This window comes from Pseudomonas sp. FW305-3-2-15-E-TSA4 (genome assembly GCF_058787295.1).
Genome location: NZ_JBYSZP010000001.1, coordinates 37,810 through 51,879 on the forward strand (window position 1 = coordinate 37,810; position 14,070 = coordinate 51,879).

At 60.4% G+C, this 14,070-nt stretch carries 15 protein-coding genes; 10 read left to right on the forward strand and 5 right to left on the reverse strand.

Annotation, left to right across the window (positions count from 1 at the left end; translation table 11 throughout):
- Positions 1–2: 2 nt before the first annotated feature.
- Positions 3–527 carry a KdsC family phosphatase gene (locus AC3WMV_RS00190; RefSeq protein WP_103369137.1) on the reverse strand — a complete coding sequence of 175 codons (525 nt, stop codon included), beginning with the start codon at positions 525–527 and terminating at the stop codon, positions 3–5.
- Complete coding sequence (locus tag AC3WMV_RS00195) at positions 527–1,501, reverse strand: KpsF/GutQ family sugar-phosphate isomerase (RefSeq protein WP_027610849.1); 975 nt, start codon at positions 1,499–1,501, stop codon at positions 527–529. Before AC3WMV_RS00195 ends, AC3WMV_RS00190 begins: the two co-directional genes overlap by 1 nt.
- 274 nt (positions 1,502–1,775) lie before the next feature.
- Between AC3WMV_RS00195 and AC3WMV_RS00200 the strand changes: the two genes are divergently transcribed.
- From AC3WMV_RS00200 to hisC, 10 genes are all read left to right on the forward strand, one after another.
- Entirely contained in the window at positions 1,776–2,585 is an 810-nt protein-coding gene (locus AC3WMV_RS00200) for an ATP-binding cassette domain-containing protein (protein WP_003221703.1), read from the forward strand.
- The gene (mlaE, locus tag AC3WMV_RS00205) at positions 2,585–3,382 is read left to right on the forward strand and encodes a lipid asymmetry maintenance ABC transporter permease subunit MlaE (protein WP_003221704.1); all 798 of its coding nucleotides are present in this window, start codon (positions 2,585–2,587) and stop codon (positions 3,380–3,382) included. Before AC3WMV_RS00200 ends, mlaE begins: the two co-directional genes overlap by 1 nt.
- Complete coding sequence (mlaD, locus tag AC3WMV_RS00210; protein ID WP_007967220.1) at positions 3,382–3,849, forward strand: outer membrane lipid asymmetry maintenance protein MlaD; 468 nt, start codon at positions 3,382–3,384, stop codon at positions 3,847–3,849. The genes mlaE and mlaD overlap by 1 nt, the downstream gene beginning before the upstream one ends.
- A gap of 11 nt (positions 3,850–3,860) precedes the next feature.
- A complete protein-coding gene (locus AC3WMV_RS00215; protein ID WP_027610852.1) occupies positions 3,861–4,514 on the forward strand; it encodes an MlaC/ttg2D family ABC transporter substrate-binding protein in 654 nt (217 codons plus the stop codon).
- On the forward strand, positions 4,511–4,816 hold the full coding sequence (locus AC3WMV_RS00220; protein WP_096795360.1) for an STAS domain-containing protein: 306 nt from the start codon (positions 4,511–4,513) through the stop codon (positions 4,814–4,816). The genes AC3WMV_RS00215 and AC3WMV_RS00220 overlap by 4 nt, the downstream gene beginning before the upstream one ends.
- A gap of 116 nt (positions 4,817–4,932) precedes the next feature.
- Entirely contained in the window at positions 4,933–5,172 is a 240-nt protein-coding gene (locus tag AC3WMV_RS00225; RefSeq protein ID WP_007953556.1) for a BolA family protein, read from the forward strand.
- A 22-nt stretch (positions 5,173–5,194) separates the two neighbouring features.
- Positions 5,195–6,460 (forward strand): UDP-N-acetylglucosamine 1-carboxyvinyltransferase, encoded by a 1,266-nt coding sequence (murA, locus tag AC3WMV_RS00230; protein ID WP_027610854.1) that lies wholly within the window; start codon positions 5,195–5,197, stop codon positions 6,458–6,460.
- A gap of 127 nt (positions 6,461–6,587) precedes the next feature.
- Complete coding sequence (hisG, locus tag AC3WMV_RS00235; protein ID WP_103369136.1) at positions 6,588–7,223, forward strand: ATP phosphoribosyltransferase; 636 nt, start codon at positions 6,588–6,590, stop codon at positions 7,221–7,223.
- Between the two features lie 124 nt (positions 7,224–7,347).
- Positions 7,348–8,673, forward strand: a complete 1,326-nt coding sequence (hisD, locus tag AC3WMV_RS00240; protein WP_027610855.1) for a histidinol dehydrogenase — start codon at positions 7,348–7,350, stop codon at positions 8,671–8,673.
- A 2-nt stretch (positions 8,674–8,675) separates the two neighbouring features.
- Positions 8,676–9,728 carry a histidinol-phosphate transaminase gene (gene hisC, locus AC3WMV_RS00245; RefSeq protein ID WP_103369135.1) on the forward strand — a complete coding sequence of 351 codons (1,053 nt, stop codon included), beginning with the start codon at positions 8,676–8,678 and terminating at the stop codon, positions 9,726–9,728.
- 193 nt (positions 9,729–9,921) lie between these two features.
- Here the strand turns inward: hisC and AC3WMV_RS00250 are convergent, their stop codons facing one another.
- From AC3WMV_RS00250 to algW, 3 genes are all read right to left on the reverse strand, one after another.
- The gene (locus AC3WMV_RS00250) at positions 9,922–10,641 is read right to left on the reverse strand and encodes a DUF4198 domain-containing protein (RefSeq protein WP_103369134.1); all 720 of its coding nucleotides are present in this window, start codon (positions 10,639–10,641) and stop codon (positions 9,922–9,924) included.
- 12 nt (positions 10,642–10,653) lie between these two features.
- Positions 10,654–12,759, reverse strand: a complete 2,106-nt coding sequence (locus tag AC3WMV_RS00255) for a TonB-dependent siderophore receptor (protein WP_103369133.1) — start codon at positions 12,757–12,759, stop codon at positions 10,654–10,656.
- Positions 12,760–12,846: 87 nt separating this feature from the next.
- A complete protein-coding gene (gene algW, locus AC3WMV_RS00260) occupies positions 12,847–14,001 on the reverse strand; it encodes a Do family serine endopeptidase AlgW (RefSeq protein ID WP_096795365.1) in 1,155 nt (384 codons plus the stop codon).
- Positions 14,002–14,070 lie beyond the last annotated feature (69 nt).

The following is a 14,070-nucleotide window of genomic DNA, read 5'->3' on the forward strand; positions in this document are numbered from 1 at the left end:
GCTCACAGGTACGCGGCGTTGGCCGCATCGAGGCGGCCCTGGGCGCGCAGGATCAATTCGCAGAATTCACGAGCGGCACCTTCGCCACCGCGGGCCCGAGTGACGCCATGGGCGTGTTCGCGCACGAAGTCGGCAGCATTGGCAACGGCCATGCCCAGGCCTACGCGGCGGATCACCGGCAAGTCAGGCAGGTCGTCACCCAGGTAGGCGACCTGTTCATAGCTTAGGCCCAGTTGCGCCAGCAGGCCGTCCAGAACCACCAATTTGTCTTCGCGACCCTGAAACAGGTGCGGGATACCGAGGTTCTTTGCCCGGCGTTCAACCACCGGGGTCTTGCGGCCACTGATGATGGCGGTCTCGACACCGGCATTCATCAGCATCTTGATGCCCTGGCCGTCGAGGGTGTTGAAGGTCTTGAATTCGCTGCCGTCTTCGAGGAAGTACAGGCGCCCGTCGGTGAGGACGCCGTCGACGTCGAACACCGCCAGTTTGATCGTTTTGCCGCGTTGCAGCAGATCGGTGGTCATTACATCACTCCTGCACGCAGCAGATCGGAGAGGTTGAAGGCGCCGATCGGCCGATCTTCTTCGTCCACGACAACCAGTGCGTTGATTCGGTGGTCTTCCATGATTTTCAGGGCTTCGGCGGCGAGCATCTCGGGCCGTGCGGTCTTGCCGTGTGCGGTCATGACCTGGTCGATGGTGGCGCTGCGGATGTCGATGCTGCGGTCCAGCGTGCGGCGCAAATCGCCGTCGGTGAAGATTCCGGCCAGTTTGCCATCGGCTTCAACGATCGCGGTCATGCCCAGACCCTTGCGGGTCATTTCCATGAGCGCGTCCTTGAGCAGGGTGCCGCGCTGCACTTGCGGCAGCTCTTGCCCGGCATGCATGACGTTTTCCACTTTCAGCAGCAGGCGTCGACCCAGAGCGCCGCCCGGGTGTGAAAAGGCAAAATCTTCGGCGGTGAAACCACGCGCTTCCAGCAGCGCGACGGCCAGGGCATCGCCCATGACCAGCGCGGCGGTGGTCGAGGAAGTCGGTGCCAGGTTCAGCGGGCAGGCTTCGTGTTCGACATGAACGTTGAGATTGACTTCGGCAGCTTTGGCCAGCGGCGACTGCGGATTGCCGGTGAGACTGATCAACTGGATGCCGAGGCGCTTGATCAATGGCAGCAGGGTGACGATTTCGTTGGTCGAGCCGGAGTTGGAGAGGGCGAGGATCACGTCGTCGCGGGTGATCATGCCCATGTCGCCATGGCTGGCTTCGGCCGGGTGGACGAAAAATGCCGGGGTGCCGGTGCTGGCCAGGGTCGCGGCAATCTTGTTGCCGACGTGCCCGGATTTGCCCATGCCGACCACGACCACACGGCCTTTGCTGGCCAGAATCATCTCGCAAGCGCGTACGAAATCGGCGTCGATATGGGGCAACAAGCCTTGTACGGCTTCCACTTCGAGGCGGATGGTGCGTTGTGCCGATTGAATCAGGTCGCTGGATTGGCTCATGTCAGAAATCGTATAGCCCGATGAAAAGGCGGCGATTATAGCGGTTATGTTGAAAAGCCTCACGCAAGTTCGTCGTGCTTTGTCATTCCGCGTCAGCAAAACCCCGAAAAAGTGCCGTCAGGCCTGTCATATCGTTGAACGCGGAGGGGCGGGGCCTTGGGCGCTTGGCGTTTGCAGTGATATAGTTCGCCGCCAGTTCGGCCTGCCCGGGAGGTATGTGCTTTCTGCGGAAAGCCAGGCGTCCGAGTGAGAGGCTGCATCGCAAGGAGTTTAGATGAGTGCCGATAACGCCTACGCGGTCGAGCTGAAGGGAGTCTCCTTCAAGCGCGGTGCGCGCAGCATTTTCAATAACGTCGATATTCGCATCCCGCGTGGCAAGGTTACCGGCATCATGGGACCTTCCGGGTGCGGCAAGACCACTTTGTTGCGCTTGATGGGTGCGCAGTTGCGTCCATCCAGCGGCGAAGTCTGGGTCAACGGCCAGAACCTGCCGACGCTGTCGCGCAGTGATCTGTTCGATGCGCGCAAGCACATGGGCGTGCTGTTTCAGAGCGGCGCGCTGTTTACCGATCTCGATGTCTTCGAGAACGTCGCTTTCCCCCTGCGCGTTCATACCCAATTGCCGGATGAAATGATCCGCGACATCGTCCTGCTCAAATTGCAGGCGGTCGGTTTGCGCGGTGCCATCGAGCTGATGCCCGACGAGCTGTCCGGCGGCATGAAGCGTCGGGTCGCCCTGGCCCGGGCGATTGCGCTCGATCCGCAGATTCTCATGTATGACGAGCCTTTCGTCGGTCAGGATCCGATCGCCATGGGCGTGCTGGTACGCCTGATCCGTCTGCTCAACGATGCGCTGGGGATCACCAGTATCGTGGTCTCCCACGATCTGGCCGAAACCGCGAGCATCGCCGACTACATCTATGTAGTGGGTGATGGTCAGGTGCTGGGGCAGGGCACGCCGGACGAATTGATGAACTCGGATGAACCGCGTATTCGCCAGTTCATGACCGGCAACCCCGATGGCCCGGTGCCGTATCATTTTCCAGCGACGGATTACCGCGCAGATCTTCTGGGGAAGCGCTGATGCGCAGAATTTCATTGATAGAACGCGTACGCCGGTTCGGCGAGGCCGCGATCGACGCCGTCGCGGTGTTTGGCCGCGCGACCCTGTTCCTGTTTCACGCCCTGCTCGGTCGTGGCGGCATCAGCGGCGGTTTCGGCCTGCTGGTCAAGCAACTGCATTCGGTCGGCGTGATGTCGCTGGTGATCATCGTCGTGTCGGGGATTTTCATCGGCATGGTGCTGGCGCTGCAGGGCTTCAGTATTCTGTCGAGCTACGGTTCGGAGCAGGCGGTGGGGCAGATGGTGGCCCTGACGTTGCTGCGTGAACTGGGGCCAGTCGTGACGGCGTTGCTGTTTGCCGGGCGTGCCGGTTCGGCGCTGACCGCAGAAATTGGCAACATGAAGTCCACCGAACAGCTTTCCAGCCTGGAAATGATCGGTGTCGATCCGCTCAAATACATTATTGCCCCGCGTCTGTGGGCCGGTTTCATTTCCCTGCCGGTGCTGGCGATGATTTTCAGCGTGGTGGGAATCTGGGGCGGTTCGTGGGTGGCTGTCGACTGGCTTGGCGTGTATGAAGGCTCCTACTGGGCGAACATGCAGAACAGCGTGAACTTCACCAGCGATGTGCTCAACGGCGTCATCAAAAGTATCGTTTTCGCCTTCGTCGTGACCTGGATCGCCGTATTCCAAGGCTATGACTGTGAGCCCACTTCCGAGGGCATCAGTCGCGCCACCACCAAGACCGTGGTATTCGCCTCGCTGGCGGTACTGGGCCTGGACTTTATTCTGACCGCTTTGATGTTTGGAGATTTCTGATGCAAAACCGCACCCTGGAAATCGGTGTCGGCCTGTTCCTGCTGGCAGGGATCCTGGCTTTGTTGCTGCTTGCTCTGCGGGTCAGTGGCCTGTCTCCGACTTCGACCACCGACACCTATAAACTGTATGCCTACTTCGACAATATCGCCGGTTTGACGGTCAGAGCCAAAGTGACCATGGCTGGCGTAACCATCGGCAAGGTCACGGCCATCGATCTGGATCGCGACAGCTTCACCGGTCGGGTAACCCTGCAAGTGGATAAAAAGGTCGACAACCTGCCGACCGACTCCACAGCGTCTATCCTGACCGCTGGCCTGTTGGGCGAGAAGTACATCGGTATCAGCGTGGGCGGCGAAGACACCCGTCTGAAGGATGGTGGAACCATCCACGACACCCAGTCGTCTCTGGTACTGGAAGACCTGATCGGTAAATTCCTGCTCAATACCGTTAGCAAAGACGCCAAATGAGGAGCTTTTGAATGATCTCTACCTTGCGACGTGGCCTGTTGGTGTTGCTTGCGGCACTGCCGATGCTGGCTAGCGCTGCGCCCGGACAGTCGGCGCACGACCTGATTCAGGACACCACGAACCGGATGCTGGCCGACCTGTCGGCCAATAAAGAGAAGTACAAGAAGGATCCGCAGGACTTCTACACGGCGCTGAACACCATCGTCGGACCTGTGGTGGATGCCGAAGGCATTTCCAAGAGCATCATGACGGTCAAGTATTCGCGCAAGGCCACGCCCGCGCAGATGCAGACCTTCCAGGAGAACTTCAAGCGCGGTCTGTTCCAGTTCTATGGCAATGCCTTGCTCGAATACAACAACCAGGGCATCACGGTTGATCCGGCCAAGGATGAGTCCGGCGATCGCACCAGCGTCGGCATGACCGTCAAGGGCAACAACGGCGCGATCTACCCTGTGCAGTACACGCTGGAGAAGATCAATGGCGAGTGGAAACTGCGCAATGTGATCATCAACGGCATCAACATCGGCAAGCTGTTCCGTGATCAGTTCGCCGACGCGATGCAGCGCAATGGCAACGATCTGGACAAGACCATCAACAATTGGGCTGGCGAAGTGGCCAAGGCCAAGGAAACCACCGAGAAAGCTGCCGAGAAGCCAGCGCAATGAATGAGGCGGCAGTTCGTATGAGTGATGTCGACGAGCTATTGCTCAGCGGAGTGCTGGACTATCGCACAGGTCCCGACCTGCGCAAGGAAGGCCAGGCGCTGATCAAGGCCAGCAAGGCGGCATCGCTGGTCATCGATTGCTCGGCAGTGAAGAAGTCCAGCAGCGTCGGCTTGTCCTTGCTGCTGTGCTTCATGCGCGATGCCCAGGCGGCCGGCAAGGCCGTCAGCATCCGTGCGATGCCGGAAGACATGCGCGAAATCGCTCAGGTCAGTGAACTGACCGAGTTGCTCGCGCACCCCTGAACCCGCATCGATAAACAAGCCCCCCGTCAGAGTCCTGCCAATGCGGGGTTCGCAGGCGCGGGGCTTTTTTGTATGATGTCCGACCCGTGCGCACAGGGCGCCGATTGAGGTTGAGCATGCAGGCCGTAGAAGTGAAGAGCTTCCTTGAAGGAAAGCTGCCAGGAACGCAGGTGGAAGTTGAAGGCGAAGGCTGCAACTTCCAGCTGAACGTGATTAGTGATGAACTGGCGGCGTTGAGCCCGGTCAAGCGTCAGCAAAGCATCTATGCCCATTTGAACCCTTGGATCGCCGATGGCAGCATCCACGCGGTCACTATGAAATTTTTCAGCAGCGCGGCCTGGGCCGAGCGCACCTGAGCCCTAGGGCGTCGAGATTCTTATGGATAAATTGATTATTACCGGTGGCGTTCGTCTTGATGGCGAAATCCGTATCTCCGGGGCGAAGAACTCCGCCCTGCCGATTCTGGCTGCCACCCTGCTGTGCGATGGCCCGGTGACCGTTGGCAACCTGCCGCACCTGCACGACATCACCACCATGATCGAGCTATTCGGTCGCATGGGCATCGAGCCGGTGATCGACGAGAAGCTCAGCGTCGAAATCGACCCGCGCACCATCAAGACCCTGATCGCGCCGTACGAACTGGTGAAAACCATGCGTGCCTCGATTCTGGTACTGGGCCCGATGGTTGCGCGTTTCGGTGAAGCCGAAGTCGCCCTGCCTGGCGGTTGCGCCATCGGTTCGCGTCCGGTCGACCTGCACATTCGTGGCCTCGAAGCCATGGGCGCGGTGATCGATGTTGAAGGCGGCTACATCAAGGCCAAGGCGCCTGAAGGCGGTCTGCGCGGTGCGCACTTCTTCTTTGATACCGTCAGCGTGACCGGTACCGAAAACATCATGATGGCAGCTGCCCTGGCCAAGGGCCGCAGCGTCCTGCAGAACGCTGCGCGCGAGCCTGAAGTGGTTGACCTGGCGAACTTCCTCAACGCCATGGGCGCCAAGGTATCTGGCGCCGGTACCGACACCATCACCATCGATGGCGTCGAGCGTCTGGGTTCGTGCTTCTACAAAGTCATGCCTGACCGTATCGAAACCGGCACCTACCTGGTGGCCGCTGCGGTCACCGGTGGCCGCGTGAAGGTCAAGGACACTGATCCGACCATTCTTGAAGCGGTCCTGGAAAAGCTCCGTGAGTCCGGTGCGGAAATCACCTGCGGTGAAGACTGGATCGAGCTGAACATGCACGGCAAGCGCCCGAAAGCGGTCAACGTGCGTACCGCGCCGTACCCGGCGTTCCCGACCGACATGCAGGCGCAGTTCATCTCGCTCAACGCCATTGCCGAAGGCACCGGTGCAGTGATCGAGACGATCTTCGAAAACCGTTTCATGCACGTTTACGAACTGCACCGCATGGGCGCCAGGATCCAGGTCGAAGGCAACACCGCGATCGTCACCGGTACTGAAGTCCTGAAGGGCGCGCCAGTGATGGCCACCGACCTGCGTGCTTCGGCCAGCCTGGTGATCTCGGCACTGGTGGCCGAAGGCGACACCCTGATCGACCGCATCTACCACATAGACCGTGGTTACGAGTGCATCGAAGAAAAACTGCAGATGCTGGGCGCCAAGATCCGTCGCGTTCCGGGCTGATTGCTGCATGCGGACACAGGGACGTGTCCACTGAATTTGTTTCGAGTCGAGCCGGTATCCGGCTCGATGTGTGTCCGGCGCCGATTGCGACCGGGCATGAGTACCTTGATAAGGACTGACGTTTCCCATGTTGACCATCGCACTGTCCAAGGGCCGCATCCTTGACGACACTCTGCCGCTTCTCGCTGAAGCGGGCATCGTGCCGACCGAGAATCCGGACAAGAGCCGCAAGCTGATCATCCCCACCACTCAGGATGACGTACGTCTGTTGATCGTGCGTGCCACCGACGTGCCGACCTACGTCGAGCATGGCGCGGCCGACCTTGGCGTCGCCGGTAAAGACGTGTTGATGGAATACACCGGCCAGGGCCTGTACGAGCCGCTGGATCTGCAGATTGCCCAGTGCAAGCTGATGACCGCCGGCAAGATCGGTGCGCCGGAACCCAAGGGCCGTCTGCGCGTGGCGACCAAGTTCGTCAATGTCGCCAAGCGTTACTACGCCGAACAGGGTCGTCAGGTCGACATCATCAAGCTCTACGGCTCGATGGAGCTGGCACCGCTGATCGGTCTGGCCGACAAGATCATCGACGTGGTCGACACCGGCAACACCCTGCGCGCCAATGGCCTGGAACCTCAGGAACTGATCGCCATGATCAGCTCGCGCCTGGTGGTCAACAAGGCTTCGATGAAGATGCAACACGCCCGAATCCAGGCGTTGATCGATACCCTGCGCAACGCAGTGGAATCGCGACACCGCGGCTGATGTACCTGCGCGACCCCTGGTCGCGCCGTCTATCCGCCTCATAGCCAGAATTCTCAGGTGCCCAAGCGGATCGAATGATAGTTTCGGGCGCCTGAGTTTTTGCCATTCCTATGAGGCTCTCGCTATGACCGCACCGACTGCAATTCGCCGACTCAACGCTGCTGACCCGGATTTCGCGCATCATCTGGATCATCTGCTGAGCTGGGAAAGTGTGTCTGACGACTCGGTCAATCAGCGCGTGCTGGACATCATCAAGGCGGTGCGCGAGCGCGGTGACGCGGCGCTGGTCGAATTCACCCAGAAGTTCGACGGCCTCGAAGTGGCGTCGATGGCCGACCTGATCCTGCCGCGCGAGCGTCTGGAACTGGCCCTGACCCGCATCACCGTGGCACAGCGCGAAGCGCTGGAAAAAGCCGCGGCACGGGTGCGCAGCTATCACGAAAAACAGAAACAGGACTCCTGGAGCTACACCGAGGCCGACGGCACCGTACTCGGGCAGAAGGTCACGCCGCTGGATCGCGCCGGCCTGTACGTACCGGGCGGCAAGGCGTCGTACCCGTCTTCGGTGTTGATGAACGCGATTCCGGCCAAGGTCGCCGGCGTGACCGAAGTGGTCATGGTCGTGCCGACCCCGCGCGGTGAGCTCAATGAACTGGTGCTGGCGGCGGCGTGCATTGCCGGCGTTGACCGGGTGTTCACCATCGGCGGCGCACAAGCGGTTGCCGCGCTGGCTTACGGCACCGAAAGCGTGCCACAGGTGGACAAGGTCGTCGGCCCGGGCAACATCTATGTCGCGACCGCCAAACGCCACGTGTTCGGTCAGGTCGGCATCGACATGATCGCCGGCCCGTCGGAAATCCTTGTGGTGTGTGACGGCCAGACCGATCCGGACTGGATCGCCATGGACCTGTTCTCCCAGGCCGAGCACGACGAAGACGCGCAGGCAATTCTGGTCAGCCCGGACGCCGAGTTCCTCGACAAGGTCGCCGCCAGCATCGACAAACTGCTGCCGACCATGGACCGCGCAACCATCATCGAAACCTCGATCAATGGTCGCGGTGCACTGATTCATGTGCGCGACATGGCGCAAGCCATCGAAGTCGCCAACCGTATCGCCCCGGAACACTTGGAGCTGTCGGTCGCTGATCCACAAGCGTGGTTGCCGCAGATCCGTCACGCCGGCGCGATCTTCATGGGCCGTCACACCTCCGAGGCGCTGGGCGACTACTGCGCTGGCCCGAATCACGTGTTGCCGACCTCCGGCACCGCGCGGTTCTCCTCGCCGCTGGGTGTGTACGACTTCCAGAAACGTTCGTCGATCATCTTCTGCTCCGAGGCCGGTGCTTCCGAGCTGGGCAAGACCGCTTCGGTGCTGGCCCGTGGCGAATCCCTGAGTGCGCACGCACGCAGCGCCGAATACCGCATCAAAGCTGAGCAGAAGGGGAACTGATCATGAGTAAATTCTGGAGCCCGTTCGTCAAGGATCTGGTGCCGTATGTGCCGGGCGAACAGCCAAAGCTGACCAAACTGGTCAAGCTCAACACCAACGAAAACCCCTACGGCCCGTCGCCAAAAGCCCTGGCGGCGATGCAGACCGAACTCAACGACAACCTGCGCCTGTACCCGGATCCGAACAGCGATCTGCTGAAAAATGCCGTCGCCGACTACTACGGCGTGCAGAGCAATCAGGTGTTCCTCGGCAACGGTTCGGACGAAGTGCTGGCGCACATCTTCCACGGTCTGTTGCAACACGAGCAGCCGCTGCTGTTCCCCGATATCAGCTACAGCTTCTATCCGGTGTATTGCGGTCTGTACGGCATCCAGTTCGATGCCGTGCCGCTGGACGCGCAGTTCCAGATCAACTCGGCGGACTACGCCAAACCGAACGGCGGGATCATTTTCCCCAATCCGAACGCACCGACCGGTTGCCTGTTGGCGCTGGAGGCGGTCGAGCAGATCCTCAAGGCCAGCCCGGATTCGGTAGTGGTCGTGGATGAGGCGTACATCGACTTCGGTGGCGAAACCGCGATCAGTCTGGTGGATCGTTATCCGAATCTGCTGGTAACCCAGACCCTGTCCAAGTCGCGCTCGCTGGCCGGCCTGCGCGTTGGTCTGGCGGTGGGTCATCCGGATCTGATCGAAGCGCTGGAGCGGATCAAGAACAGCTTCAACTCCTATCCGCTGGATCGCCTGGCGATTGTCGGTGCGGCGGCAGCGTTCGAGGATCGCGAGTACTTCGACAGGACCTGCCGTCTGGTCATCGAGAGTCGTGAGTGGGTCATCGCGCAATTGCAGGCCAAGGGCTTTGAAGTGCTGCCTTCGGCGGCGAACTTCATCTTCGCCCGTCACCCGCAACACGATGCAGCAGGGCTGGCAGCCAAACTGCGCGAGCAGGGTGTGATCGTGCGTCACTTCAAGCAGGAGCGGATTGCCCAGTTCCTGCGGATTTCGATCGGTACGCCGGAGCAGAATCAGGCGCTGATCGACGGTCTCGGCAACCTCTAAAAGCCAAAGCCCCTCACCCTAGCCCTCTCCCAGAGGGAGAGGGGACTGATTGGGGGATATTGCAGAGTTTCGCCGACGTGAGAGTGCTGTACTGAATCCATAATCGACTCGGATTTTCAGGTCGATGTACTTCGCAAGACAGCGCGGTCTGCTCCCTCTCCCTCAGGGAGAGGGCTGGGGTGAGGGTGCGCTTTTACTCGTGATGCGGTTCGCCAAGGAACGTCAGCGAACTGAACAGCCCGCGACTGTTCACATCCGCGCTGTCCTTCACCGGCACTTCCACCTGCGCCGCAATCACATTCAACCCTTCATTACGCACCAGCACTTGCGCACGACCGTCCTTGTCCGTTTCAGTGCTCAGGGTGTTCGGTGCATTGCGATAGTCGCCAATCAGCTTCACGCCCGCTGCCGGTTTGCCATCGAGCAGCACCCGTACCGGCAGTGATTTGCCCGGGCCGACGGTCAGCGGGTCGACCTCCGGCAAAATCAGCAACTTGATCTGCTCAAGCCTGGGCAACTTTGCTCCCGGTTGATAAATCGCCAGGCTGTACTTGAGCGTCTCGGTGGCTTCGACAGCACCCGGCACTTTGCTGCGGCCTTCGTTGATCCATTTTCTGTCGGCGGTTTGCGACCACATGCCGTTGTTCAGTGCGACGGCCATGACCGCCGGTGTTTTTAGCGGCTTCAGGCGCGCGTGATCGGACAGGCGTTCGACACTCACCGGGATCATTTTGCCGCTTGTGTCATAGGCCCAGGCGCCGCTGATTTTCTGCGCCTTGAAGGCATTGTCCTCGGCGCCGTGGCCGTAGATCACTTCGATGTTGCCGCGCCGTTGTTCGGTCCACAGGCCGTGGGCCGAGGCCTGAGTGGCGAACAGGGCGGCGATGATCAGCAGGGTTTTGCGGCATTGCATAGTGACGTCCTTTTACAGATTGAGTGTCAGGCTGACGGTGAAATTGCGCGGCTCGCCGGGGTTGACCCAATAATTGCTGTAGGAGCGCTCGTAATATTTTTCGTCGAAGAGATTGTTCAGGTTCAGGCCAACCGTGACGTTGTCGCTGGCCTTGTAATGGGCCAGCAGATCGACGGTGTGATAGGCCGGCATTTCAAAATCACCGCCGGCTTCACCGGAGCGATCGCCGACATAGGTGAACGCCGCGCCGACGTCCGAGCCGCGCAAATGGCCGTCCTGAAATTCGTACACACCGAGCAGGCTGCCACTGCGCTTGGCCACGCCGAGGATGCGGCTGCCGGTCGGGATTGCCACGTCGCCCTTGGTCACTTCAGCGTCGATGTAAGCGAAGGCACCCATCACCCGCACGGCATCGGTGACTTGTCCGGACACTTGCAGATCGAAACCCTGGCTGCGCGCCTTGCCCATCGCGCGGCTGGTGTCGGTGCTCGGGTCGAGGGCGAGGACGTTCTCCTTGTCGATGTGGAAGAAGGCGAGGGTGCTGCTCAGACGCTCGTCGAACAGTTCGTTCTTGATGCCGATTTCGTAACCGATGCCCTCTTCGGGATCGAAGGATTTGCCGGAGGCGTCGAGGCCGTTATTCGGTTTGAACGAGGTCGAGGTGTTGGCGAACAGGCCGGTGTTCGGCGTCAACTGATAGAGCAGGCCGGCGCGTTGGGTGAGGGCGTCGTGAGTCTGCTGGCTTTTGGCATCGCGGGTGTGATCGTCGATGCGTTGATCAAAGTGTTCGAAGCGTGCGCCGATCATCCCGCGCAGTTTGTCGGTGAAGATGATTTGATCCTGCAGGTTCAGTGCGTGGCTTTCGACGTGTTCGAAGAAGTCAGTACCCGAGCGTGGGCCGTTGGGTTTCGGTTGGCCGTAGATCGGCTTGTAGATGTCGATGGCGTAGGGACCGCCAGCGATGGTAGTGACGCGTTCGTTCTTGCGGAAGTTCTCGTATTCGGTGCCGATCAGCAGTTCGTGCTGCCATGGGCCGAGGTCGAACAGACCGCGCAGCTCCAATTGGGTGATGCTGTCGTGCCAGTTAGTGTCCCGTTCGCGGGAGCGTCGGTTGACCGTGTGACCATCGGCGTTCAGCGCACGACTTTCAGACGCGTCGCCCCACAGTTTGCCTTCCTTGTAGTGGCTGGCCAGACGCAGTTTCCAGCTGTCGTTGAGGTGATGTTCGAGGGTGGCCTGGAGCAGGTTGTTGTGGTTGTCGATGTTGCCGTCGTTCGGTTCACCGAGGAAGGTCGAGCGCGAAACGCCGCTCCATTTGTTGTTCGGCGCGACGATTCCTCGGTCGAACGTGGAGTTGTGCCGGACGATTTCGCTTTCCACCAACAACGAAGTGTCCGGGCTCAGTTGCCAACTGATCGAAGGTGCGACGAAGACCCGCTGGCTGTCGACGTGATCACGGAAGCTGTGGTTGTCTTCGACCGCGAGGTTGATCCGCGAGAGCACGTCCCCCTGCTCGTCGAGCGGCGTATTGATGTCCAGTGCCGTGCGATAACGATCCCAGCTGCCAGCGCTGGTCTGCAGGGTGGTGAACGCTTCGGGCTGCGGTTTTTTGGTGACGATGTTCACCGTGCCGCCCGGATCGCCTCGGCCATACAGGCTCGCGGCCGGGCCTTTGAGGACTTCGATGCGCTCCACGTTGGCGGCGTCCGGCGTGCTCGGATAGCCGCGATTGGCGCTGAAACCGTCCTTGTAGAACTCCGAGGTGGTGAAGCCGCGCACGCTGTATTCGTACAGCGTCAGGCCGCCAAAATTGTTCTGCTTCGACACGCCGCCGGCAAAATCCAGTGCGCGTTCGACATTGTGGCTGCCCAGATCCTTGAGCACGCTGGCCGGCACTACGCTGATCGTTTGGGGAATGTCGCGGATGGCGGTGTCGGTTTTGGTTGCGCTGGCGGAGCGCGTCGCGCGGTAGCCGCTGACCGGCCCGCTGGCGGACTCGTAATCGGAAGTGACGCTGATGGCGTCGAGTTCGAGGGGTTGCGGATCTTCGGCGAATACCGGATCGCCCAGCAGGCCCAGGGTCAGGCCAAGCAGCGAAGCCTTTTTTCGAGACGACATGTTATGTTGTTCCAATCGTTAAATTGAAACAATATAACATGCCTGTTGAGAGTGTCTTTCATTCGCGCACTCGGCGCGAATAAAGTTTTACTCTTCTTCTTTCACCGGTGCAGGCGGCGGACGCAGGCCGATTTCAGCGGTGAGCTTCAGTTCTTTGCCGTTGCGCATGACCTGAATGGTCACTTTGTCAGTCGGCTTGATCCGCGCCACCTGGTTCATGGACTTGCGGCCATCACCGGCCGGTTCGCCGTCGATACTCAGAATCACGTCACCCAGTTGCAGGCCGGCCTTCTGTGCCGGGCCATCGCGGAAGATCCCCGCCACGACAATCCCCGGACGCCCGGACAGGCCAAACGACTCGGCCAGTTCCTGGGTCAGCGGCTGCACTTCAATACCGAGCCAGCCACGAATCACCTGACCGTGCTCGATGATCGATTTCATTACTTCCATCGCCAGTTTCACCGGGATTGCAAAACCGATGCCCTGCGAGCCGCCGGACTTGGAAAAGATCGCCGTATTGATGCCGGTGAGGTTGCCGTTGGCATCGACCAGCGCGCCGCCGGAGTTGCCCGGGTTGATCGCCGCGTCGGTCTGGATGAAGTCTTCGTAGTTGTTCAGGCCCAACTGGTTACGCCCGGTGGCGCTGATGATGCCCATGGTCACGGTCTGGCCGACGCCGAACGGGTTGCCGATTGCCAGCGCGACATCGCCGATGCGGATGCTGTCGGAGCGGCCGACGGTGATCGCCGGCAGGTTTTTCAGGTCGATCTTCAGCACCGCGAGGTCGGTTTCCGGGTCGCTGCCGATGACGCGGGCGAGGGTTTCGCGACCGTCCTTGAGTGCCACCACGATCTGGTCGGCGCCGGTGGTCACGTGGTTGTTGGTCAGAATGTAGCCTTCCGGGCTCATGATCACCCCGGAACCGAGGCTCGATTCCATGCGTTTCTGCTTCGGCGAGTTGTCACCGAAGAAGCGCCGGAACTGCGGGTCTTCAAACAGCGGGTGCGCCGGTTTGTTGATGACCTTGGTGGTGTAAAGGTTGACCACCGACGGTGCGGCGATGGTCACCGCGTCGGCATATGACACCGGCCCCTGCTGCACGCTGGTGGTTTGCGGGGCCTGTTGCAGGTTGACATCGAGGCTCGGCAGCCCGACCCACTGCGGGTAACGCTGAATAATCAACAGAGCGATAAGCACACCGGCCAACAGCGGCCAGCCGAAAAAACGCAGCGCCTTGAGCATTAAGCACGTCCTGGAAAAGTTGCAGGCGGGGTCAGACCGCCCATAATGTCGCGCATTATACGAGGCCGC